Here is a 23,551-nt window from a genome sequence, read left to right as displayed (position 1 = left end):
GTCCCCGCCGACCGCCAGGAAGTGGTGCCGATGTCCTCCCCCGCGACCGCTCCCCCAGCCCCCGCCAGCCTCAAGCGCATCGTCGCCGCCAGCCTCATCGGCACCACCATCGAGTGGTACGACTTCTTTCTGTACGGGGCCGCCGCCGCACTCGTCTTCAACAGGCTTTTCTTCCCCGGTTCCGACCCGCTCGTGGGCACCCTGCTGTCCTTCCTGACGTATGCCGTCGGCTTCGCCGCGCGGCCGCTCGGGGCCTTGGTGTTCGGGCATTACGGGGACCGGCTGGGGCGGAAGAAGCTGCTGGTACTGAGCCTGTTGCTGATGGGGAGCGCCACCTTCGCCATCGGGCTGCTGCCCACGCACGCCACCATCGGGACGGCGGCGCCCGTCTTGCTCACCGTGTTGCGGTTGGTTCAGGGGTTCGCTCTGGGCGGGGAGTGGGGTGGCGCCGTGCTGTTGGTGTCGGAGCACGGAGACGCGGGCAGGCGGGGCTTCTGGGCGTCGTGGCCGCAGACCGGGGCGCCCGCGGGGCAGTTGCTGGCGACCGGGGTGCTGTCCGCGCTCACCGCGTTGCTGTCGGACGCGGCGTTCACCTCGTGGGGGTGGCGCGTCCCGTTCCTGCTGTCGGGGGTGCTGGTGGTGGTCGGGCTGTGGATCCGCCTGTCCGTCGACGAATCGCCGGTGTTCAAGGCCGCGCTGGCCCGGGCGGAGGCGCGTGAGGCGGAGACGTCGCGGGCGGAGAGGATGCCGCTGGTCGCCGTGTTGCGGCACCACTGGCGCGATGTGCTGATCGCGATGGGCGCCCGGATGGCCGAGAACATCAGCTACTACGTCATCACCGCGTTCATCCTGGTGTACGCGACGACCTCGACCGGGCTCAGCAAGCAGACCGCGCTCAATGCCGTACTGATCGCGTCCGCCGTGCACTTCGTGGTGATCCCCGCGTGGGGGGCGCTGTCGGACCGTATCGGCCGCCGGCCGGTGTATCTGATCGGAGCGGTCGGCGTAGGGGCGTGGATGTTCCCGTTCTTCGCTCTCGTCGACACCGGGAGCTCCGGCAGTCTGCTGCTCGCCGTGACCGTCGGGCTGGTGCTGCACGGGGCGATGTACGCGCCGCAGGCGGCGTTCTTCGCCGAGATGTTCACGACCAGGGTGCGCTACTCGGGCGCCTCCATCGGCGCGCAGTTCTCGTCGGTGGCGGCCGGTGCCCCGGCGCCGCTGATCGCGACCGCGTTGCTCGCCGAACACGGCAGCTCGACGCCGATCGCCCTGTACGTCATCGCCGCGGCACTGCTCACCGTGGTCGCCATCGCGTGCGCCCGGGAGACCCGCGACCGGGACCTGGCCGACGACGCGGCGGAGGAGCGGGTCGGGGCGGGGCGCTGAGCCCGTCGGCCCGGCGAGCGACCGGTCGCCCCGCCGGGGCGGCCGGCCGTTTCAGGGTGCGACCGCCCCGGACATCGAGTGAAGCCGCAGTGCGAGCTGGATCTCCAGCGCACGGGGCGGGGACTGCCAGTCCGGGCCGAGGAGCCGACCCACGCGTTCGAGGCGTTGCGCCACCGTGTTGACGTGGACGTGCAGCTCGTCCTTCGTACGGACCGGGCTCATCCCGCTGGCGAAGTACGCGTCGAGCGTGCGCACCAGGTCCGTGCCGCGACTGCGGTCGTAGGCGACGACCTCGCCGATGGTGCGGGTCACGAAGCCCGCGATGTCCCGGGTGTCGGCGAGCAGCAGACCCAGGAAGCCAAGGTCCGAGGCTGCCGCGCCGTCACCGGAGCGGCCGAGCAGGCGCAGCGCGTCGAGGCAGCGGCGGGCTTCGGCGTACGCCGGGGCTATGGCGCCCGGGCGGGCGGCGGGCGCGTCGACCGGCGAGGAGGCGCCGACGGTGACCGGTTCGCGCAGGGCGCCGCCGAGGTGCTTGGCCGTCTGCCGGGCCAGCTCGGCCGCGGTGTCGTCCGGCCCCAGCGGAAGCAGCAGCACGGTGCCGCCGTCGCGCGCGGAGGCCAGGCCATGCCGGGTGGCCGCCAGGTGCGAGGCGGCCGACCAGAGGCGCTGCCGGTCGGCGCCGTCCCGGTCGCCGGCGGGTGGATCCGGTCGGTCGACGCGGGCCGTGAGCACCACATGGGGGGCGTCGAAGTCGGTGCGGAGGCGGGCGGCGCGTTCCTTGAGCAACCGCAGGTCGCGCTCGGGCGCGTCGAGCAGGTCGTCCAACAGCTCACCTCGCACCCGCTGTTCCGCCTCACCGGCGGAACGGCGCGCCAGGAGCAGCAGGGAGGTGACCATCGCGGCCCGCTCCAGCGTCCGCTGGTCGACCGGGTCCAGTTCCGGCTGGCCGCGCAGCACGAGGGCGCCCAGTGCCTCGCCGCCGGCCGACACGGCCGCGACCCACTCGTCACCGCGCCGGGTCGCGTGGCCGTCGACGCACTCGGCGGGCAGCGGCGCTTCGGTGAACCGCACCGACCCGTCGAGGACCTCGGAGACGGCCGCCGCCACGTCGTGGACGCCGCCGCCGCGCAGCACCAGCTCGGTCAGCCGGTCGTGCACTTCCGAGGCCCGCTCGATGACGCCGCTGTGGGCGCGGATGATGCCGTTGGCCCGCTCCAGCTCGGCCAGCGCCGACCGGGTCTCGGCCAGCAGGTGGGCGGTGTCGATGGCGACGGCGGCGTGCGCGGCCAGCGAGCCGAGCAGCGCGATCTGCTCGCGTCCGAAGACGCGGGCGCGCCGGTCGGCGGCGAAGAGCACGCCGATCACCTGGCTGCCGAGCGTGAGCGGCACGCCCAGGATCGCCACCAGGCCCTCGTCCCGTACGCCGGAGTCGATGGCCCGGGTGTGCCGGAACCGCTCGTCGTCGAAGTAGCTCTCCGTCACGTACGGCCGGGCGGTCTGGGCGACCAGGCCGCCGAGCCCCTCCCCCATCCCCAGACGGAGCTGCTGGAAGCGTGCCGACACCGAGCCCTCGGTGACCCGCATGTAGGTATCTCCGGCGGCCGGGTCGTTGAGGCTGAGGTAGGCGACCTCGGTGCCCAGCAGGGAGCGCGCGCGCTGCACGATGGCGCGCAGCACCGCGTCGAGGTCGCGCAGCCCGGCGAGGTCGTGGGCGGTCTCGAAGAGCGCGGACAGTTCCGCCTCCCGGCGCCGGCGCCCCTCCAGCTCGGCGCGGACGCGCAGCGCGAGCCGCTTGGCGTTCTCCAGTGCGGCGAGCGCGGCGGGTCCGGCGCCGGTCGCCCGGGCGAGCAGCACGGGCCGGTCGTACGCCTCGGCGGCCGCCCCGCGTGCGAGAAGCCCCAGGTAGGCGGCCGGGTCGGCGCTGGGCTCCGGCTCATGGAGCTGTTCTTCGGACATGGTCACAGGGATACCTGCCGTACGGGTGGTCGCACCAGCCCTGTGGACGGCCGGCGGCACGCTCAGTGGGCGGTCCAGCCCCCGTCGAGGACGAGCGAGGTGCCGGTGATGAACGAGGCGGGCGGGGCGCAGAGGTAGGCGACGGCCTCGGCGACCTCGTGGGGTTCGACGAGCCGTTTGAGTGCCGAGTCCTTCAGCAGGACCTCGGTCACGACGCGTTCGGGCGGGATGCCGTGGGCCGCCGCCTGGTCCGCGATCTGCGCCTCCACCAGGGGGGTGCGTACATAGCCGGGGTTGACGCAGTTGGAGGTGACGCCGTGCGGGGCGCCCTCGAGGGCGGCGGTCTTGGAGAGCCCCTCCAGACCGTGTTTGGCGGCCACATAGGCGGACTTGTAGGCGGAGGCGCGCAGCCCATGTACGGAGGAGATGTTGACGATACGGCCCCATCCCCGCGCGTACATGTGCGGCAACGCCCCCCTGATCAGCCGGAAGGGCGCCTCCAGCATCACGGTGAGGACGGTGCGGAAGACGTCCGGGGGGAAGTCCTGGATGGGGCGGACCAGTTGCAGTCCGGCGTTGTTGACGAGGATGTCGGTGCCCGCGGCCAGGTCCTCCGCCGCGTCGAGGTCGGTCAGGTCCAGTACGTGGGGTTCGACCGCCCCGGCCGTGGCGGGCGCCGCTCCGGCCAGGGCTTCCAGGCCCGGTGCGTCCCGGTCGACGGCCCTGACCCTGGCTCCGGCGGCCGCGAGGCGCAGCGCGCAGGCGCGGCCGATGCCGCTCGCCGCGCCGGTGACCAGCGCGGTGCGGCCGCCGAGGTCGAGGGGGGTGACGGTGTGGGGTGCGGTCATGCCTGGCACCCTATGGACCTCGGGCAGCCCGGCCGATGTGGTCCGCGCCCATACTTCGGCCTAGTCGGCCATGGTGGAGAACCATGTGGGGCCGTCGGTGAGGGCCTGCTTGATCCGGAACAGCTCGGGGGCGCGCAGCGGCGGCAGCGCGTCCAGCGGGAACCATCCCACTTCCAGCGACTCGTCGTCGTTGACGCGCGCGTCGCCGCCCACGGCCCGGCAGCGGAAGCAGGTGTCCACGTACTGGCACTGATCGCCGTTGGGGTACGTGACCGGGGGCAGCGTCTCCACGAGGACCACGCGTTCCACGACGCACTCCACGGCGGTCTCCTCGAAGACCTCGCGCACCACGCTCACGGCCGGCTGCTCCCCCGGCTCCGGGATCCCGCCGATCAGCGACCATCTGCCGTTGTCGGCGCGCCTGGCCAGGAGGACCCGTCCCTCGTCGTCGAGGACGACGGCGGTGACACCCGGCAGGAACAGCAGCTGGTGTCCGGCGGTGGCCCGGACGGCCCGGATGAAGTCAGGAGTTGCCATGCGCCCGACCCTAGGCGGTCGCGGACCGCCGGCGGCGTACGGCTCCGGCCGCCGCCCGGCCGAGCCCCGCGGCGGCGAGGGCGACCAGGGCCGCCTCGGGCAGCGTGCCCATACGGGTCGCGGGCGTCATGGAGGAGCGCAGCGGCACCTCGGCCACCAGGGCGTCCGGGGTGAACATCCGCGACTCCCGCACGACCGTGCCGTCCGGCCGGATGATCGCGCTGACCCCGCTGGTGACCGGCACGACCACGGAGCGGCTGTGCTCGACGGCGCGGACCCTGGACATGGCGAGCTGCTGGTAGGTCATCTCGCTGCGCCCGAAGGTGGCGTTGTTGCTGGGTACGGAGATGAGCCGGGCGCCGTGCGTCACGGTGTCCCGTACCGCCCAGTCGAAGGCCGCCTCGTAACAGGTGGCGAGCCCCACCTTGGTGCCGGCGAGGTCGAAGACTCCGACCTCGGTGCCGGGTCCGAAGTCGCGGCTGACCCGGTCGACGTCCTTGTTGAAGATCCGTACCAAGGACCGCATCGGGATGTACTCGCCGAACGGCTGCACATGCCGCTTGTCGTACGTGGCGACCGGCCCGTCCTGCGGGTCCCACTGGATCAGGGTGTTGCGCAGCGGGCCGGACTCGGGCGTGACCACGGCCCCGACGACGGTCGGTACGCCGATGGCGCCGACCGCCTCGTCGATGACGTGGCGGGCGTCGTCGTTGCGGTAGGGGTCGAGGTCGGAGGAGTTCTCCGGCCACAGTACGAAGTCGGGCTCGGGCGTCTTGCCGGCCGCGACGTCGGCGGCGAGCTGTTCGGTGCGCCGGGCGTGGTTGTCGAGCACGGCACGGCGCTGGTCGTTGAAGTCCAGGCCCAGCCGGGGCACGTTGCCCTGGATCGCGGCCACGGTCGCGGTGCCGTCCTCCGCGGCGTCGGACACCAGCGGCTGGGCGGCCGACGCGGCGACGACCGGTACGAAGAGGGAGAGGGCGGCGGCGGCGAGGGGGCCGCGCGGGAGGCCGCCGGTCGTCCCGTACGTACGGACGAGGCGCACCGCCTCGTACAGGCCGAAGCCGCACAGGGCGACCGCGAAGCCGAGGAGGGGGGTGCCGCCCACGGCCGCGAGCGGCAGGAACACCCCGTCCGCCTGTCCGAACGCGATCTTGCCCCAGGGAAATCCGCCGAAGGGCACCCGGGCGCGCGCCGCCTCGCCGACGATCCACGCGGCGGCGGCGGACACCGGCCAGGCGGGAAGCCGCGACACGGCGGCGACGAGGAGGCAGGCGAGCGCGATGAACAGCGACTCGGCGGCGACGAGCGCCAGCCAGGGCCCCGCTCCCACCTCCTCGCCGGTCCACACCAGGAGCGGCAGCAGGAAGCCGAGTCCGGTGAGGTATCCGAGGCCGAAGCCCGCCCTGAGCCGCCTGCCCCGCAGCGTCCACCCGAGGAGGGCGAAACCGGGCACGGCGAGCCACCACAGGGGCCGGGGCGGGAAACTCAGGAACAGCAGGACGCCGGAGAGCACCGCGGCCACAGGCCGCGCCGTCCACCGCGGCAACCGGCCCCGCCGCTCTTCGGGGGCGGGGGCAGGGACGTCAGCGGTGGTCATGGTGGTGCTCACGTTGCGGAGTCTACGGCGAGCACCTGTGCGAGCCCCAGCGCGGGCGGTCCGGCGGGGGCTCCCGCGGGGCGGTCCGGCGGGGGCTCCCGCGTGCCGGTCCGGCGCCGGCGGGCGGGCGCGGCACCGGGGCGCGGGGACGGGCGGACGGCCGCGTGGGAGGCGGGCGGGGCGGCGTGGGAGGCGGGCGGGGCGGTCAGGGGCGGGGGCCGGTGGCACCCGGGCGGCCGGGCAGGGGGGCGTGGCCGGGGCCGGCGTTCCCGGGCCCCGGATACTCGGGTGCCGCCCCCTCCTGCCCCGGATCGGCGTCATCCTCCACGGCGGCGCGCTTCTGGCCGCCCGGGCGCAGGCGGTGGCGGATGACCCGGACGGCGGCCTCGGCGTCGTCCACGGTGAACGTGAAGCTCCGCCCGTCGTGCAGGGTCAGGACCACGCCCTCGCCTCGGCGCACGACGACCGCCGTGCCCTTCTCCGGCAACCAGCGGTAGCCCCAGCCGCCCCACTGGCACGGCGTGACGGACGGGGCGAAATCCGCGCCCACCACGGTGTCGAGCGGGATCCGCCGGCGCGGCACGCCCATGTGGCCGCAGCGCACTTCGAGGGCGTGCGGGTCCACCGTGATCTCGACGTGGACAAAGGCCAGCGTCCCGAAGAGCACCAGCAGCCCCGCCGCGACACAGCCGGTCACCGCCATCAGCAGGGCGGCGGCCCCGGAGGCCCACGACAACTCGACGGCCAGTCCGACGCCGAGCGCCACGCAGGCCGCTCCGACGGCGGCGAGCGCCCACTGAAAACGGTTGGTGGCCCGCCCGGTCCACACGTCCGGCACCGGGTCCGGTGAAGGTCGCTCGCCCTTGGGGTGGTCCATGCGTAGCAGCGTAATCACGTTCCGCGATCACGGCCCCTCGACCGGGGCGCTCGGAATGGCCCCTGGGCAGCCTGGGCGCGCCGCGCCCCCGGAGCCGCCGCCCGCCCGTACCGCCGGTGGCTTTGCTCTCTCGCCGCCGGGCCCCGCCAGGGCCCACCGGGCTCGCCCGAGCGCCGGGGTACGCCCGACCGAACGGCCCGGGCCGTTCCATTTACGCCGCACCGCCCGGCCGCCCCGGGCCGCCGCAGCGAGGTCCGGGTGCCTCAGTGCGTCGGCGCGGCCGCGGCGAGGAGGCGGCCCTCCGCGTACGTCAGGGCCGCGACCGGGAGCTCCGCCTCGCGGCCGCTGAGCAGCACCGTGAGGTCCGAGCTGGGCGTCGCCGTGGGGTCGGCGTGGGCGCCGGTGCGGCGCAGTGCCTGGGCGGCGACGGCGTCGGCGGAGCCGTGCAGCTGCACGGGCGGGAGGCCGGCGGGCTGCACGGCGGCCCGGATGCGTCCGGCGACCAGTTCGTAGTGGGTGCAGCCGAGGACCACGGCCCTCACGTCGGGCGGGGTGAGCGCGGCAGCCGCGGCGATGGCCCGGTCGACGGCGTCCTCGTCGGCGTGCTGGACCGCGTCGGCGAGGCCGGGGCAGGGCACCTCGGTGACGTCGACGGACCCGGCGAAGTCACGGATGAGCCCGCGCTGGTAGGGGCTGCCCGTGGTGGCGGGGGTGGCCCAGATGGCGACGGGGCCGCCGCCGGCCGCGGCCGGCTTGATGGCGGGGACGGTCCCGATGACCGGGACCGACGGCTCCAGCTCCGCGCGGAGAGCGGGCAAGGTGTGGACGGAGGCGGTGTTGCAGGCGACGATCAGCGCGTCCGGCCGGTGCGACGCGGCCACGCGGGCCACGGCGAGTGCGCGTGTGGTGAGGTCGTCGGGCGTCCGGGGTCCCCAGGGCATGCCGTCGGGGTCGGAGGAGAGGACGAGAGCCGCGTCCGGCCTCAGACGACGCACCGCGGCGGCCGCCGCCAGGAGGCCGATTCCGGAGTCCATGAGCGCGATCTTCACCCGGTCACCCTAGCCGACACCCTTGCGCTCCCGCCGTTGTGGGGCAGACTGCGGCGAATGAGCACCATTGCGTGGATCGCCCTGGCATCGGTGGCCGCCTGGGCGTGGCTGCTGCTGGGGCAGGGCTTCTTCTGGCGTACGGATCAGCGTCTGCCGCGCCGGGCGGCGCCGGCCCGGTGGCCGTCGGTCGCCGTGGTGGTGCCGGCCAGGGACGAGGCGGACGTGCTGCCGCTGAGCCTGCCGTCCCTCCTCGCGCAGGACTATCCGGGCCCGATGGAGATCTTCCTGGTCGACGACGGCAGCGAGGACGGTACGGGGGACGTGGCGCGCGCCCTGGCCGTGCGGCACGGAGGGCCGCCGCTGACGGTGGTGTCGCCCGGCGCGCCGGAACCGGGCTGGACCGGGAAGCTGTGGGCGCTGCGGCACGGGATCGGACTGGCACGCGCGCGTGGAGCGGAAGCAGGCACGGGCGCAGGGGCGGGCGCGGGCGCGGGGACAGGAACGGGGGCGGGGACGGGAGGGGGCGCGGCGGGTGCGGGTGCGGGTGCGGGCGGTCCGGAGTACCTGCTGCTGACGGACGCGGACATCGCGCACGAGCCGGACAGCCTGCGGGAGCTGGTGTCCGCGGCCACCAGCAACGGCCTCGACCTGGTGTCGCAGATGGCGCGCCTGCGGACGGCGACCGCCTGGGAGCGGCTCATCGTGCCCGCGTTCGTCTACTTCTTCGCGAAGCTGTACCCGTTCCGCCGCGTGAACCGGGTGGGGGCCCGGACGGCCGCCGCCGCGGGCGGGTGTGTACTGCTGCGGACGGAGACGGCCGTCCGGGCGCGCGTTCCGGAGTCGATCCGTCAGGCCGTCATCGACGACGTGTCGCTGGCCCGTGCGGTCCAGCGGGCGGGCGGGCGGATCTGGCTGGGTCTGGCCGACCGGGTGGACAGCATCCGCCCGTATCCGCGGCTGGCGGACCTGTGGCGGATGGTGGCGCGCAGCGCGTACGCCCAGCTGTGGCACAACCCGTTCCTGCTCGTCGGGACGGTGGCGGGTCTGGCGGTGGTGTACGTGGCGCCGCCCGCCGCGCTGTGCGCGGGCCTCTTCGCGGGGGACGAGGCGGCCGGTCTGCTGGGTGCGGCGGCGTGGGCGGTGATGACGGGGACGTACGTCCCGGTGCTGCGCTACTACCGGCAGTCGCTGTGGCAGGCCCTCCTGCTGCCGTTCACCGCCTGCCTCTATCTGTGCATGACGGTCGATTCGGCCGTACGGCACCACCAGGGCCGCGGGGCATCATGGAAGGGCCGCACCTATCCGCGCCCCCGGGTCGCGCCGGAGAGGTGACGGGTCATCAGCCACGGCGCCGGGAAAGGGGAAGCAGCGCCGCAGCGCACTTTTTCCGGCACGCGGAGTAACGTCGGCGCAATTCGATGTTGATGCGCCGTGAAGTCTCCGCGCGCGCGGCGGCGCATTGATCAATTTTAAGCATGGACATGCAGAAGCCCGTCGCGCCGATCACGCGGGATTTATGTAGGGGCCACCTTACCGACGGTCTTCGACGCCCCCGACCGACCTGCCGGTAACCCCCCATCAGCCTGGCCTTTACACGGACGGTGACCGATTTTCCCAGGTTCGCTCGTATTGGCGATCCGCCGCCCCTCACACCGCGTAAAAGAACCTGCTTATCGGCCTCCCCAACCAGCACATCGTGGGCTTAACTTATGTGTCATGACCTCCCCCCGTTCCTACGGCGGCGCTTACTACAACGCGCCGTCGTTCCCGGACACCCCGATCTACGACTCTCTCGTCGCGGAACGGGGCACGCCTCAGATCGCACCGATCCGAGTGCCCGCCGCGTACGACACCGGCAGCTCCTACCTGCCGGCGCTCCCCGCGGCCCTTCCCGCCCTCCCAGCGGCTCCCTCCCAGCCCCAGCCCATGCCGTCCTACGGCGGCGGCTCGTACGGCTACCCCCAGCAGGCAGCGCCGCAGCCCGCCCCGCTGCAGCACATGCCGGCGCCGTACATCCCGCAGCAGCAGACCGCCGTCCGCGGTGGCTACGGCTACCCGGGTCAGCAGCCCCAGCAGCAGGCACGGCCGGTCCCGACCGGGTACGAGGCGATGCGCCCGGCGGCGCCGCGCCCCGTTCCGACGCCCGCGCCCTCGCCGTACGACGACCCCTACAACCGCCCCTACCAGGGCGGGGGGTACTGAGCCGGCCGAACCAGGTACCGCTCCGGCCCGCGAGGATTCCGGAGCCGGGCCCGGACGGCACCGGTCCGGCCCCGAGGGATGTCATACGAGCTGGCAGGATGAGGTCATGCCAACTCCTGCCCTGCACTCGCTGCACGTCCGCCCGGTCAAGTCACTCGGCGGGCCGTCACCCGTCGAAGCGGCGGTCGAGCCATGGGGGCTCGCCGGGGACCGCCGCTGGATGCTGATCGACGCCACGGCGACGGTGGTCACCCAACGCCAGCGGCCGCGGCTGGCGTTGGCCTTCGCGGAGCCGGCGCCGGACGGCGGGGTGCGGTTGTCGGCACCCGGCATGGACCCGCTGACCGTCCCCGTACCGGAGCCGTCGGCCACCGTCACGGCGGAGATCTTCCGGAAGAAGGTCGAGGCGGTACCTGCCGGGGCGGCCGCCGACGAGTGGTTCAGGACGTACCTGGACGACGACGTACGGCTGGTGCACCTGGACGACCCGGCCCGCCGCCGCCCCATCAGCCCCGCGTACGCGCTGCCCGGAGAGACCGTCAACTTCGCCGACGGCTACCCGGTGCTCGTCACGGCCCTCTCCTCACTGGACGCCCTCAACTCCCTCATCGCCCAGGGCGACCACCCCGACGAGGGCCCCCTGCCCATGGACCGTTTCCGGCCCACCGTGGTCGTCGACGGCACCGCCCCCTGGGACGAGGACGGCTGGACCCGCCTCGCCATCGGCGAGGTCATCTTCCGCGTCGCCAAGCCGTGCGCCCGCTGTGTGGTGACGACCACCGACCAGCGGACCGCGCGCCGCGGCAGGGAACCCTTGCGCACCCTGGCCCGGCACCGCCTCGTCGACCAGAAGATGATCTTCGGCCAGAATCTGGTCCCCGAACGCACCGGCACCCTCCGCGTCGGCGACCGCGTCGAGATCCTCGGCTAGGACCGGCCCCCGGCCCTCCGCATAGGCCGTGACTTCACGGGCACCCGGGAGCACGGCAGACGCGTCGAGGGACACGAAAGGGGGTGCGGGCCTGTGCGTGCGGTCGTCGGACTCCGGCGCTGGCGGCACAATCCCCTGCGCCGGGCCACCGATCTCACCGAGGCATGGGTGGCGCTCGTCGCCCTGCTGCTGATGTGTGTCGCCGCGCCGGCCACCGGCCTGGTCGTCGGCACACTCACCCACACCTCGCTCCAGCAGTCGGCACGGCTGCAACAGGAGCAGCGCCATCCCGTCACCGCCCGGGTGCTCGAGGACGACCAAGTCCAGGAGGCGGCACGCGACACGGAAACCGCCCCCGAGAACGGGCTGCGCAGGCCGGTGCCGGCCCGATGGACGGGGCCCGACGGCGTGCCCCGCACCGGGTCGTTGATCACGGCGTGGCACGACACCGCCCCGGGCGACGCCATCCGCATCTGGACCGACGACCGGGGCCGGCCGGTCGCCCCGCCCCTGACGGAGGAGAACGCCCGCGACCACGCCGTGCTCGCGGGCGTCGGCACCACGCTCCTGGCGGCCGGACTCGTGGAGGTCGTCAGGCGGATCGTCATGTGGCGGATGGTGCGACGGCGGTACGCGCGGCTGGACCGGGCCTGGGCGCAGGCCTGGCCGGACTGGGGCAGGACGGGCGCGGACAGCTGACCGGTCGCCGTCACCACCGTGGCCGACCGGTCAACCCGCCCCCGTCGCGCGCGCTACGGTGGTGCGATCGTCCGGACAGACGCGCGGCGCACGAGGTGGGGGCAGAGCAGCACCATGGCACAGGGCACGGTCCAGGTGACGCATACCGGCACGTCGCGGTGGCGGCGCCGCACGGGCGAGTACGCCTCCCTCGCCGCGGCCCTGGAGGCCGCCGGTGACGGCGATGTCCTGACCCTCTCCCCCGGCACGTACCGGGAGAACCTCGTCCTCCAGCGCGCCGTCACCCTGCGGGGCTCGGAGGGCGCGGTCGGCTCGGTGCGGATCGCCCCCGCCGACGGGGTACCGCTCACCGTGCGCGCCTCGGCGACCATCCAGGACCTGCACGTGGAGGGCCAGGACACCTCGGCGCCCGCGCTGCTGATCGAGGACGGTACGCCGGAACTGCTGGACCTGCGCATCGTGACCCGGTCGGCGGCCGGTGTGGAGGTGCGCGGCGCGGCGCGGCCCACCGTACGGCGCTGCACGGTCGACAATCCGGCGGGCGTCGGGATCGGTGTCCTGGACGGCGCGGGCGGGGTGTTCGAGGAGTGCGAGGTGGTCTCGGCGGGACAGTCGGGTGTCTCGGTACGCGGTGGCGCGCACCCCCGCCTGGAGCGGTGCCGGATCCACCACGCCTCGGGGGCGGGGCTGTCCGTCACGGGCGAGGGCAGCGGCCTGGAGGCGATCGGCTGCGAGGTGTACGAGATCCAGGGCAGCGGTGTCCGGATCACCGCTCGGGCCGCGGCGCACCTCACCGACTCGTCCGTGCACCGGACGACGGCCGACGGGGTCACTCTCGACACGGACGCCGTGCTGACGCTCTCCGACTGCGACATCCACGACGTGCCGGAGAACGCGGTGGACCTGCGGTCGCGGTCCGTGCTGACGCTGACCCGGTCGACGGTACGGCGGTTCGGGCGCAACGGGCTGTCGGTGTGGGACCCGGGCACGCGCGTGGACGCCAACCAGTGCGAGATCCACGACAGTACGGGGGACTACCCGGCGGTCTGGGTCAGCGACGGCGCGACGGCCGTCCTCGACGCGTGCCGCGTCCACGACGTGCCGGACGCGCTGTTCGTCCTGGACCGCGGGTCGCGCGCCGACGTGGTGGACAGCGACCTGTCGCAGGTGCGGAACACGGCCGTGTCGGTCAGCGACGGCGCCACCGCCCAGCTCGACGACTGCCGGATCCGGGAGGCGTCCACCGGCGCCTGGTTCCGTGACCACGGCAGCGGCGGGACGCTGAACGGGTGCACCATCGACTCCGTGCAGACCGGTGTCATCGTCACCAAGGGCGCCGACCCGGTGATCGAGCGGTGCACGGTCACCTCCCCCGCCGAAGCGGGGTTCTATGTGTCGGCGGAGGGCCGCGGCACGTTCCACGGCTGCCGGGTGACGGGCAGCGGCGGATACGGCTTCCATGTGATGGACGGGTGCCGCACGACGCTCAGGCGGTGCCGTACCGAGCGGTGCGCGCGGGGCGGGTACGAGTTCGGTGAGGAGGGGCCCCTCGTCGAGGACTGCTCCGGCGACGAGAGCGGGGTCCTGGCGCCCGGGGCGGCGAGCACGGTTCCCGCCGCCGCCCGGTCGGTCGGCGGGCTGCTCGGCGCGGTGGCCCCGCACGTCCCCGGCGCACCGGCCCCCGCCGCCACCGTCCGGGTGCCGGCCCAGGCGGCGGCCCCGGCGGAGCCATCCGCCGTACCGCCCGTGCGCGGCTCAGAGGACGTCCTGGGTGAACTGGACGCGCTGGTGGGCCTCGACAGCGTCAAACGCGAGGTCCGCACCCTCACCAACATGATCGAGGTGGGCCGACGGCGCCAGGAGGCCGGCCTCAAGGCCGCGTCCGTCCGCCGCCACCTGGTCTTCACCGGGTCCCCCGGCACCGGCAAGACGACCGTGGCCCGGCTCTACGGCGAGATCCTCGCGTCCCTGGGAGTGCTGGAGCGCGGCCACCTCGTCGAGGTGTCGCGCGTGGACCTGGTCGGCGAGCACATCGGCTCCACCGCCATCCGTACCCAGGAGGCCTTCGACCGGGCGCGCGGCGGGGTGCTGTTCATCGACGAGGCGTACGCGCTGTCCCCGGAGGACTCGGGGCGGGACTTCGGGCGCGAGGCGATCGACACCCTGGTCAAGCTGATGGAGGACCACCGTGACGCGGTCGTGGTGATCGTGGCCGGGTACACGGCCGAGATGGAGCGGTTCCTGACCGTCAACCCGGGGGTGGCGTCCCGCTTCTCACGGACGATCACCTTCAACGACTACGTGCCCGATGAGCTGCTGCGGATCGTGGAGCAGCAGGCCGAGGAGCACGAGTACCGGCTCGCCGCGGGGACGGCCGAGGCGCTCCTGAAGTACTTCACGGAGCTGCCCAAGGGCCCCGCGTTCGGCAACGGCCGGACGGCCCGCCGGACGTTCGAGTCGATGGTCGAGCGGCATGCGGGGCGGGTCGCCGGGCTCACCGAGATGAGCACCGACGACCTGACCCTGCTCTACCCGGAGGACCTGCCCGAGCTGCCCTGAGACTCGTCGCTCCGCTGCTCGGGCAGGGGCGCCGGGGCCGGCAGCGGCAGGGCGGGGGGAAGCCGGTCGAGCAGTACGGTGCGTTCCCTGGCGAACACCGGGGCGGCCTGGTAGTCGCTGTGGCCCAGGATCGGTTCGGGCAGCGGGTGCTCATGGGTGCGGCCGTAGACCACCGGGTCGCGCAGCGCCCTGTGGTCGACCTCCGGCTTGCCCCCTTCGGCCGGCAGGTTCACCGGGCCGCCTATCGGATCGGTGCGGCGCCACAGGTTGCGCCAGCAGTGCAGCTCCCGGTGGAGGGCTCCGAGGGGCCCGGGCCCGAAGTAGGCGGGGAACCAGCGCCCGTACAACCGTTCCAGGGGCGAGCCGTACGTGAGCAGCGCGACCCGGCGGCGGGTGCCTGCCGAGAGCTGCCAGACGGCGGCGGCGGCCAGCACGCTGCCCTGCGAGTGGCCGGAGATGACCAGGCGCCCGCCCGTGCGGCCGGTCCAGGACGCCATGCGCCAGGTCAGGTCCGGCACGGCCCGCTCGGCGTAGCAGGGCGGGGCGAACGGGTGGGCGGCGCGCGGCCAGAAGGTGCCGACGTCCCACAGGATGCCGACGGTGCGGCGGGCGGAGGCGTCCCGGTAGGCACGGCGGCCCCAGGTGACGAACAGTATGAAGCCCAGGCCGATCAGCCAGGATCCGAGCGCCTGCGCCGCCTCGGCCGCGCTCTCCACGAACGGGTGGCCGCCCGTGAAGGCCCTGCCCGGCACCGTTTCGCTCACCCACGCCCCGACGAGCGCTCCGGCGCCCAGCAGGAGGGTGGCGCCGGAGACGATGCCGACGATCACGGGTGCCGCGTCGGTGAGAGCGGCACAGGCGCGGGTGCCGGCGATGCGCCGGGTACGGACGGCGTCGGGCTGCTCGCCCTCGTACTCGGCCTCCACGACGGGCGCGAGCCGGCGGGCGGCGAGCGCGGTACGGACGGCGAGGACGGCGGCGGGGACGAGCAGCAGGAGAAGCAGGACCGGGATGGCGGAGGCCTGCCAGCTGAGCAGCACGGGCGGCCCGATGGGGTCATGGCCGGCGCCCGGCGTGGCCGGGCCGTCGAGCCAGTCGGCGACGCGCTGCGCGACGCCCCCGCTCATGACGCCGCCGAGCGCGCAGGCGAGCATCGCGACGGCGGGGCCGCCGAGCCCGTACAGGACGGTTCGGCTGTGGGGGGCGCGCCGGTGCAACCGCGTCGACACGACGGCGAGGGACAGCACGAGGACGCCCTGACCGAGGGTGATCACGCTGAACGTCGGGTCCCCGGGGAGGGTGCCCGTGGAGCGCCAGCCCGGCCGGGGCAGGCCCGCGTAGAGCACCGCCAGGACGAGCAGCGCGAGGGAGGCACCGGGCAGCCAGTTTACGGCGGCGCGGTCGACCCGGTTGTCGAGCCGCCTCTCACTGCGGCCCCGGCGGCACACCACCCAGGTCACGGCCAGCGCTCCGAGGAACAGCGCGCCCTCCAGGGTCCAGCCGAGCACCTCACGGCCCGCACCGGTGGCGTTCCGGTCGTAGCGGGCCGCCGCGCCGCCGACCGCCGCCGCCACGGTGAGGAACCCGGCGGCGGTGTGCGCGGCGCGCAGCCGGGCCACGAGGCGGCGGCCGTACCAGAAGCCGGGCCTGCCGAGCGCGGGCCGCAGCCGCCCGTCGGGCGTGGCGTCGGCGTCCCCGTCGCCCCGGGGCGGGCGCTGGGCCTCGTACGCGCTCCAGGTGCGGTTGGACAGGTACCACAACAGCCCGACCAGGGCGGTGGGCACGAGAGCGGCGAGAGCGAGCCGGCGGCCGGGCTGGGACCACCAGCCGCCCTGGGCGGCGGACATGAAGCCGAGCCAGGAGCGTTCCTCCGCGCAGCGGGCGGACCCGGCGCACTGCCAGGCGGTCAGGTCCAGGGCGACTTCGCAGGCGGCGGCCGTGAGCAGCACGGTCAGGCTCAGGGCGACGAGGCGCACCAGGACGCCGTAGAGCCGGACGGCGGCGGTCTGCCGGTCGGCGGGCGGGCGCATCCAGTGGGCGAGGTTGGCCACCATGAACGGCAGGAGCAGCAGCCATAAGGCACGGGATCCGTTGCCGGAGGTCAGGTTGCACCAGCAGTACGCCTCGGGGACCGGCCGGCCGTCGGCGAACCGCTCCGGTTCGGCCTCGGCGTGCTGGTCGGCGGTGCGCCGGTACATCGCCGCCGTCTCGTCTCCGGTGACCCGTACGGTTCGGGGATCGTCGAGCATCTGCTCCGGGGTGGTGCCGCCGACGCCGTGGACCAGCAGTTCCAGCGCGGCGCCGGGGGGCGAGGGCTCCGGAGGGGCAGGGGGCACGGGGGTCCCTCCCAGGTGGGGGTTCGGATGGTGGAGTGGCGTGTGACCGGACGTGTACGGACGGGACAAGGATCGTCCAGCGGGGCGGCCGGCGGCAGCGTTCTCACGGAATCTCCCCCGGTCCGTCGCCACCTGGCCCATGGCAGGATGATGTGTCTTGGCCAGCGGTGGTGACGACGGGAAGGACCGGCCTCAGCGGTGAGCGACAACCAGAACCTGCTCGCGGAACAGCGACGCGCCTTGATCCTGGACGAGGTGAGGCGACGCGGCGGGGTACGGGTCAATGAGCTCACCCGCAGGCTCAGCGTCTCGGACATGACGGTCCGCCGGGACCTGGACGCGCTGGCGCGGCAGGGCGTCATCGAGAAGGTGCACGGCGGCGCGGTGCCTCTCGCCGAGGCGAGCACCCACGAGCCCGGGTTCGAGGCGAAGTCGTCGCTGGAGCAGGGCGCGAAGGAGGACATCGCGCGGGCGGCGGCGGCGATGGCGGCGCCCGGCAGCGCCATCGCCCTGTCGGGCGGTACGACGACGTACGCGCTGGCCCGGCACCTGCTGGACGTGCCGGATCTGACGGTGGTGACCAACTCGGTGCGGGTCGCCGACGTGTTCCACACGGCGCAGGGCACCGGTACGGGCGGTGCGCCCCGCCCGGGTGCCGCGACCGTGGTGCTGACGGGAGGTGTGCGGACGCCTTCGGACTCGTTGGTGGGGCCGGTGGCGGACCAGGCGATCCGCTCGCTCCACTTCGACGTCCTGTTCCTGGGGGTGCACGGGATCTCGGTCGAGGCGGGCCTGTCCACGCCGAACATCGCGGAGGCGGAGACCAACCGGCGGCTCGTCCGCTCGGCACGGCGTGTGGTGGTCGTGGCGGACCACACCAAGTGGGGAACGGTGGGCTTGAGTTCCTTCGCCCGGCTGGACGAGATCGCGATCCTGGTGACGGACGGCGGCCTGACGGACGAGGTACGGGCCGAGATGACGGAGCACCTGCCGGGGCTGGTCGTGGCGGGCGAGGAGGACGCGGCCTGACGGTCCCGGCGGGAGACGGAGAGGCACGGGAGGACCCGGCCCGACGGTCCCGGTGGGAGACGGCCGCGCGGGGGTGGGGCGCATACGATCGGGGCATGGCCCTGTTCCGGATCGTCCGTGGTGCCCCGCTGTCCGCCGGAGAGGCGTGGCGGCGGCTCACCGACTGGCCGGCGCATGCGGCGCTGGTGCCGCTGACCCGTGCGACGGCGGTGTCCGAGGGTCCGGTGCGGGTGGGGAGCCGGTTCACGATGCGCACCGGGATCGGGCCGGCCGGGTTCGACGATCCGATGGAGGTCGTCCGGTGCGAGCCGCCGGAGCCGGGCGGCGGGGCGGGTGGCGCCCCCGGCGCGGGTGTGTGCCGACTGGAGAAGCGGGGCCGGGTGATCACGGGCTGGGCCGAGATCGAGGTGCGGGAGACCGCGCCCGGGGCGGTCCGGGTGACGTGGACCGAGGAGGCGAGCGTACGCGGCCTGCCCCGGGTGTGCGACGCGCTGGTCGCGCGTGCGGGCCGATGGCTCTTCGGCCGGGCCCTGCGCGGTCTGCTGGCGGACCACTGACGGGGCGCCGGCGCACCGGGCTCCGGGCCCGCCGCCCCACGGGCGCACACCCGCCGGTGGCGCCGGCCCGGCCCGAGCGGACGCGCCGCCTCACTGACGCCGCCTGGCGCACCCTGTCCTTCGCGTCCCGCGAGGTACGGCCCACCGGCTCGCGTCCGGGGACGTGACGCGCCGCCCCGGCCGCAACGGGCGTCGCCCCCCCCGGCGTCGTAACGTTCCCTCAGGCGGCGGTGCCGGTCCTGGGCGGCCGGTCCGGCCAGACGCCGCTGCCGAGGAACTCGTCGATGGCCGCGCTGTACGGGGCGATGTCCAGGCCCTGTTCGGCGAGCCACGCGTCGGAGTAGTACTTGTCGAGGTAGCGGTCGCCGGGGTCGCAGATCAGGGTGACGACGCTGCCGGTGCGGCCCTCCGCCACCATCTCGGCGACGATCTTCAGCGCGCTCCACAGGCCGGTCCCCGTCGAACCGCCCGCCTTGCGCCCGATGGCGGTCTCCAGTGCGCGAACGGCGGCCACGCTCGCCGCGTCGGGCACCTTCATCATCCGGTCGATGGCACCCGGCACGAAGCTGGGCTCCATCCGGGGCCGCCCGATGCCCTCGATGCGGGAGCCGCAATCGCTGGCGGCGTCCGCGTTCCCGGTGGTCCAGCCCTCGAAGAAGCAGGAGTTCTCCGGGTCCGGGACGCAGATCCGGGTGTCGTACATCATGTAGTGGACGTAGCGGGCGATGGTCGCGGACGTGCCGCCCGTGCCGGCCGTGGCGACGATCCAGGCGGGTTCCGGATAGCGCTCCAGGCGCAGCTGCTGGTAGATCGATTCGGCGATGTTGTTGTTCCCCCGCCAGTCGGTGGCGCGTTCCGCGTAGGTGAACTGGTCCATGTAGTGGCCGCCGGTGGCGGCGGCCAGGGCGGCGGACTCCTCGTACATCTTGCGTGAGTCGTCGACGAAGTGGCACTGGCCGCCGTGGAATTCGATGAGCCGGATCTTCTCCGGGCTGGTGGTGCGCGGCATGACGGCGATGAACGGCACACCGATGAGGCTCGCGAAGTACGCCTCGGAGACGGCGGTCGAGCCGCTGGACGCCTCGATGACGGGCTTTCCGGGGCGGATCCAGCCGTTGCACAGCCCGTAGAGGAACAGGGAACGCGCCAGGCGGTGCTTGAGGCTGCCGGTCGGGTGGGTCGACTCGTCCTTGAGGTAGAGGTCGATGCCCCACCGCTCGGGCAGCGGGAAGAGCAGCAGGTGCGTGTCGGCGGACCGGTTGGCGTCGGCCTGGACCTTGCGTACGGCTTCCTTGAGCCACTCCCGGTACGCGGGATCGCTGCGGTCCGCGTCCATGGTCGTGACGGGCCCGGTCGCCCCTGCCAGTCCTGTCAGTCCTGCTCGTTCCATGGTGCTCACGCGCCGCTCCTCGTTCCTCTCCCCCTGCTGCCCTTCCTCGAACATACCCCCCTCACCTGCACAAACGATGGCTTTGGTACCCCATAGGGAACGCTTGCAGGGGCGCCGGGCCGGCCGCGGGGCCGAGTCGCGGCACGGCGCACGGGGCGCACCGTCCAGCGCTGTACGCGATACAGGGGGCGCATCCGTCCACGCGCCCTGGCATTGTGACGGGCACTTGGGCAGACTGACCGGCATAAACCTGCGCGAAGGGGGCTGGGTACGTCATGGCCGAGGCCGATTTCAGCGCCACAGGCGTACGGATCGAACGGTGGCCGCGTTCGCTGACCCGGGCGGGCGAGGTCCTGATCAAGGATGGCCGGCTGGCGCTCCTCACCAGCTACGGACGGGTGATCGACGCTGCTCCGGTACGGGCGGTCAGGGCGAGCAGGCCCTGGTTCGCGGGGCGCGAGGACGCCATGGTGGCGACCCTCAACGGCACGCGGTACCGGCTGACCATGGGACAGCGTGACCGAGGGCCCGGCGGGGCGGCCGAGTCGGCGCTCGTCGGCCGCCTGTTGGAGACGGTCCGCCGCGCGGGCGGCGGCCGGGACTGAAGCAGAAGTGACGGCGGGGACCTCCCGGTAACCGGTTGCCGCGAGTTGCGCGGCGGTCACCCGTGGTCCACGCTGGACTGACATCACTACCCAGGGTGCACCGGCGGTGACGCTGCGATCCAGCCCGCCGGGTCAACAGCCAGCCAACTACTGGATCCGATCTCCGTCTTCTTCCGGACCTCATTTCGGGGAGTCGCAGCCGTGATCAGCCAGGCAAGCAGGCAGTGCACGGTAGAGCTCCAAGCCCTGCCGTCGCGGATCGGTCAGGTCCGCAGAATCGTTTCGGCGCAATTGCGCTACTGGAATCTCGATTGTCTGATCGAGAAGGCCGAGCTCGGTGTCACCGAGCTCCTGACGAATGTCCACCAGCACGCCCAGCCGGACAAGGTATGCACCGTCGAGATCGAGTTCATGCTCGGCCGGCTGACGGTCTCGGTCCACGACCACGATCCCCGCCTACCGGCGGCCAACGCGCCGGATCCGCTGGCCACTTCGGGACGGGGTCTGGCCCTGATAGAGGCGTTCAGCGAAAGCTGGGGCGCCAGTCCGCGGGGCGATGCGGGGAAGGTCGTGTGGTTCACCCTCCCGGCGCCGTCGACGACGCCCCTGCCCATCCCGCCCCTTCCTGTGTACGGGGCCGCCACCAGCGGTCCTTTCGGCGCGGTGCCCTTCGGGGACACGTCCGACGCGGCGGACGCCGTCCGGGAACGGGCCGTCGCCCGGCCGGCCGTGGCGGGCTGACCGGGAGGGCACCCACCGGGCCGGGAGCGCCGGATGATCGGTGCCCCGCCGGGCCGGGACCGCCGTACGGACGTCCTGCCGGCTCACTGCTTGTCCGGGGCGGTACGGGGGGAACCACTCCCCCGGGACGCGTACCGGCGCGCGGCACCGGGCCGTCCGTCCTCGTCACTCCCACCGGGGCACCCCGCCGGTCGATGCTCGATGACCGCCGCTCGACGCTCGATCGCCGCCGGCCGATGGCCGATGGCCGATGGTACGGAGCGTCGGCATGGCGGCGGCGCGGGGATGTCCTCGTCGACATACGCGCGGCGTACAACCCGAGGGATAGGCTCGCCGATGACGAAGGGGGAGTCATGGGCGAGGACCGCGACACCGTGATCGTGTACTGGCGGCCGGGCTGCCCGTACTGCATGAAGCTCCGTCTCCAACTGCGCTTCACCGGGCTGCGGTACACCGAGGTGAACATCTGGAAGGACCCCGAGGCGGCGGCTCACGTCCGCTCGGTGGCCGACGGCAACGAGACGGTGCCGACCGTGAGCGTGGCGGGCAGGGCGCTGGTCAACCCGTCGCTGCGGCGGTTGCTGGCGGCCGTGAGGGAACACGCCCCGCACGCGTTGTGAGTGGCGGGGGCGTCTGTCGTGAGGGCGCCGCCGCTCGACGTGCTCGCCGCCGGTGGCCACCGGCGGGGGTGAGCGGGCGCCGGGCGCCCGCCCTCGTCCGGACGCCCGGGCGCGCACACCGCTGCCCCGATCGTCGCGGTTACGCGGCCGGGCGGCCCAGGGCGGTGAGGGGGTCGTCCAGCACCGGCTGCCAGGCCAGTTCGGCGGCGCCCGCGAGGCTGTTGTGGTCCAGGGTGCAGCCCAGGATCGGTACGCCGCCACTGCGGCCCCACAGGCTGCGGTCGGCCACCACGGCGCGGAGCCGCTCCGGGTCGGCCGCGAGCAGTTCGCGGTGCAGACCGCCGAGGATGATGCGGTCGGGGTTGAGGATGTTGACCAGACCCGCCAGCCCCAGCCCGAGCCGGTCGATGAGCTCTTCGGTGGCCGCCCGTACGCCCGGGTCGGTGGCGTGGTCGCGGAGCAGGTCGCGGCTCTGCTGGAGCAGGGAGACCTCGGGCCCGGGCTCGCGGCCGGCGGCCGTGAGGAAGGCGAGCGGGTCGGCCTCGACGTCGAGGCAGCCGCGGCTGCCGCAGTAGCACGGGCGGCCCTCGGGATTCACGGTGAGGTGGCCGACCTCGAGGGCGAGGCCGGAGCTGCCGGTGTGCAGGCGTCCGTCGAGGACGAGGGCGCCGCCGACACCGCGGTGCCCGGTGGCGACGCACAGCAGGTGCTGGGCGCCGCGTCCGGCGCCGTGCCGGTGCTCGGCCAGGGCGGCGAGGTTCACGTCGTTGCCGGTGAAGGCGGGGCCGTCGATGCCGGCCGCCCGTACCAGCCCGGCGAAGATGTCGCGGACGGGCGCTCCGGCCGGCCAGGCGAGGTGGAGCGGGTTGAGGGCGGTGCCCTCCGGCTCGGCGACGGCGGAGGGCACGGCGAGGCCGGCGCCCACGCAGCGGCGGCCGCTGTCGCGCAGCAGTCCGGCGCCCGACTCGACGACGGCCCTGAGGACCTGCGCCGGGTCGGCGGAGACGGTCATGCAGCCGGGCGCCGTGGCGACGACGCGGCCGCCGAGACCGACCAGGGCGGCGCGGAACCCGTCGGCGTGGACCTGGGCGGCGAGCGCGACCGGACCCTTCTCGTCGACGGTGAGCCGGTGCGAGGGCCTGCCCTGGGATCCGGCGGCGGCGCCCGGGCGGGAGTCCACGCGGATGAGGCCGAGGGCCTCCAGTTCGGCGGCGACGGCACCGGCGGTGGCGCGGGTGACTCCGAGCTCGGCGGTGAGGACGGCGCGGGTGGGGGCGCGTCCGGTGTGCACCAGCTCCAGCGCGGGGCCGAGCGCGCTGCGGCCTCTGTCCAGCCGTGATCGGGTCGTGGTCGCCTTGCCGTTCATGGGGGCGAGTCTCCCATGATCCCGTGGCCCGGCCGCCCGGCGGTGCTGTTTCGCCCGCTCGTGGACGGGTACTGCGGGCGGCAGAGTCGCCGGGGCCGGACAAGGGGCCGCGACCGGGCGGAGAAGGCCTCGACGGAGGGAGGTGGCGGACGGTCGCCGGAAGTCGTCGAGGGACGTCGGAGGTCGTCGGAGGTCGGAGGTCGTCGAAGGACGTCGTCGGAGGTCGTCGGAGGTCGGAGGTCGTCGAGGGACGTCGGAGGATCCGT

Annotated in this window: 19 protein-coding genes and 1 pseudogene; 11 read left to right on the top strand and 9 right to left on the bottom strand. The window is 74.0% G+C overall.

The annotated features are described in order from the left end of the window. Positions 1–30 precede the first annotated feature (30 nt). On the top strand, positions 31–1,386 hold the full coding sequence (locus ABD347_RS21495) for an MFS transporter (protein ID WP_344363758.1): 1,356 nt from the start codon (positions 31–33) through the stop codon (positions 1,384–1,386). Positions 1,387–1,437: 51 nt separating this feature from the next. On the opposite strand, the gene ABD347_RS21490 is transcribed toward ABD347_RS21495, so the two are convergent. The 6 genes and pseudogenes from ABD347_RS21490 to ABD347_RS21465 form a co-directional block, all read right to left on the bottom strand. After that, positions 1,438–3,342, bottom strand: a complete 1,905-nt coding sequence (locus ABD347_RS21490; protein ID WP_344363756.1) for a helix-turn-helix domain-containing protein — start codon at positions 3,340–3,342, stop codon at positions 1,438–1,440. 62 nt (positions 3,343–3,404) lie between these two features. Beyond that, positions 3,405–4,190, bottom strand: a complete 786-nt coding sequence (locus ABD347_RS21485) for a 3-hydroxybutyrate dehydrogenase (protein ID WP_344363753.1) — start codon at positions 4,188–4,190, stop codon at positions 3,405–3,407. A gap of 60 nt (positions 4,191–4,250) precedes the next feature. Continuing rightward, a complete protein-coding gene (locus ABD347_RS21480) occupies positions 4,251–4,727 on the bottom strand; it encodes an NUDIX hydrolase (RefSeq protein WP_344363750.1) in 477 nt (158 codons plus the stop codon). 10 nt (positions 4,728–4,737) lie between these two features. Next, on the bottom strand, positions 4,738–6,336 hold the full coding sequence (gene lnt, locus ABD347_RS21475) for an apolipoprotein N-acyltransferase (protein ID WP_344363748.1): 1,599 nt from the start codon (positions 6,334–6,336) through the stop codon (positions 4,738–4,740). Between the two features lie 337 nt (positions 6,337–6,673). Continuing rightward, positions 6,674–7,201, bottom strand: a pseudogene (locus tag ABD347_RS21470) (hypothetical protein); the annotation flags it as partial. A gap of 263 nt (positions 7,202–7,464) precedes the next feature. After that, positions 7,465–8,250 (bottom strand): glutamate racemase, encoded by a 786-nt coding sequence (locus ABD347_RS21465; RefSeq protein ID WP_344363745.1) that lies wholly within the window; start codon positions 8,248–8,250, stop codon positions 7,465–7,467. Between the two features lie 57 nt (positions 8,251–8,307). On the opposite strand from ABD347_RS21465, the gene ABD347_RS21460 reads away from it, so the two are divergent. The 5 genes from ABD347_RS21460 (at position 8,308) to ABD347_RS21440 (ending at position 14,641) form a co-directional block, all read left to right on the top strand. Continuing rightward, positions 8,308–9,582 (top strand): glycosyltransferase, encoded by a 1,275-nt coding sequence (locus tag ABD347_RS21460; RefSeq protein WP_344363742.1) that lies wholly within the window; start codon positions 8,308–8,310, stop codon positions 9,580–9,582. Between the two features lie 384 nt (positions 9,583–9,966). Then, entirely contained in the window at positions 9,967–10,452 is a 486-nt protein-coding gene (locus ABD347_RS21455) for a DUF6643 family protein (protein WP_344363740.1), read from the top strand. Positions 10,453–10,558: 106 nt separating this feature from the next. Further along, positions 10,559–11,383: an MOSC domain-containing protein gene (locus ABD347_RS21450; protein ID WP_344363737.1), complete on the top strand. Its 825-nt coding sequence runs from the start codon at positions 10,559–10,561 to the stop codon at positions 11,381–11,383. 93 nt (positions 11,384–11,476) lie between these two features. After that, positions 11,477–12,082, top strand: coding sequence for an Rv1733c family protein (locus ABD347_RS21445; RefSeq protein WP_344363735.1), 606 nt, complete (start codon positions 11,477–11,479; stop codon positions 12,080–12,082). Between the two features lie 114 nt (positions 12,083–12,196). Then, positions 12,197–14,641, top strand: coding sequence for a right-handed parallel beta-helix repeat-containing protein (locus ABD347_RS21440; protein WP_344363732.1), 2,445 nt, complete (start codon positions 12,197–12,199; stop codon positions 14,639–14,641). On the opposite strand, the gene ABD347_RS21435 is transcribed toward ABD347_RS21440, so the two are convergent. After that, on the bottom strand, positions 14,611–16,977 hold the full coding sequence (locus ABD347_RS21435; protein ID WP_425575728.1) for a hypothetical protein: 2,367 nt from the start codon (positions 16,975–16,977) through the stop codon (positions 14,611–14,613). The two genes, ABD347_RS21440 and ABD347_RS21435, sit on opposite strands and share 31 nt — an antisense overlap. A 198-nt stretch (positions 16,978–17,175) precedes the next feature. Between ABD347_RS21435 and ABD347_RS21430 the strand changes: the two genes are divergently transcribed. Together ABD347_RS21430 and ABD347_RS21425 are read left to right on the top strand one after the other, a co-directional pair. Next, a complete protein-coding gene (locus ABD347_RS21430) occupies positions 17,176–18,006 on the top strand; it encodes a DeoR/GlpR family DNA-binding transcription regulator (RefSeq protein WP_344363730.1) in 831 nt (276 codons plus the stop codon). 95 nt (positions 18,007–18,101) lie between these two features. After that, positions 18,102–18,563, top strand: a complete 462-nt coding sequence (locus ABD347_RS21425) for an SRPBCC family protein (RefSeq protein WP_344363728.1) — start codon at positions 18,102–18,104, stop codon at positions 18,561–18,563. A gap of 220 nt (positions 18,564–18,783) precedes the next feature. On the opposite strand, the gene ABD347_RS21420 is transcribed toward ABD347_RS21425, so the two are convergent. Then, the gene (locus tag ABD347_RS21420) at positions 18,784–19,953 is read right to left on the bottom strand and encodes a PLP-dependent cysteine synthase family protein (protein WP_344363795.1); all 1,170 of its coding nucleotides are present in this window, start codon (positions 19,951–19,953) and stop codon (positions 18,784–18,786) included. Positions 19,954–20,228: 275 nt separating this feature from the next. Between ABD347_RS21420 and ABD347_RS21415 the strand changes: the two genes are divergently transcribed. The 3 genes from ABD347_RS21415 (at position 20,229) to ABD347_RS21405 (ending at position 21,919) form a co-directional block, all read left to right on the top strand. Continuing rightward, positions 20,229–20,558: a hypothetical protein gene (locus ABD347_RS21415; protein WP_344363726.1), complete on the top strand. Its 330-nt coding sequence runs from the start codon at positions 20,229–20,231 to the stop codon at positions 20,556–20,558. Between the two features lie 201 nt (positions 20,559–20,759). Further along, on the top strand, positions 20,760–21,299 hold the full coding sequence (locus ABD347_RS21410) for an ATP-binding protein (protein WP_344363724.1): 540 nt from the start codon (positions 20,760–20,762) through the stop codon (positions 21,297–21,299). A gap of 353 nt (positions 21,300–21,652) precedes the next feature. Continuing rightward, the gene (locus ABD347_RS21405; RefSeq protein ID WP_344363721.1) at positions 21,653–21,919 is read left to right on the top strand and encodes a mycoredoxin; all 267 of its coding nucleotides are present in this window, start codon (positions 21,653–21,655) and stop codon (positions 21,917–21,919) included. 139 nt (positions 21,920–22,058) lie between these two features. On the opposite strand, the gene ABD347_RS21400 is transcribed toward ABD347_RS21405, so the two are convergent. Further along, on the bottom strand, positions 22,059–23,285 hold the full coding sequence (locus tag ABD347_RS21400) for an ROK family protein (protein WP_344363718.1): 1,227 nt from the start codon (positions 23,283–23,285) through the stop codon (positions 22,059–22,061). Positions 23,286–23,551: the final 266 nt, after the last annotated feature.

The sequence above is a fragment of the Streptomyces gobitricini genome (assembly GCF_039532985.1).
Classification (GTDB): Bacteria; Actinomycetota; Actinomycetes; order Streptomycetales; family Streptomycetaceae; genus Streptomyces; species Streptomyces gobitricini.
Note: the sequence above shows the minus strand (reverse complement) of the source record. Positions and strands in the feature narration are given on the sequence as shown.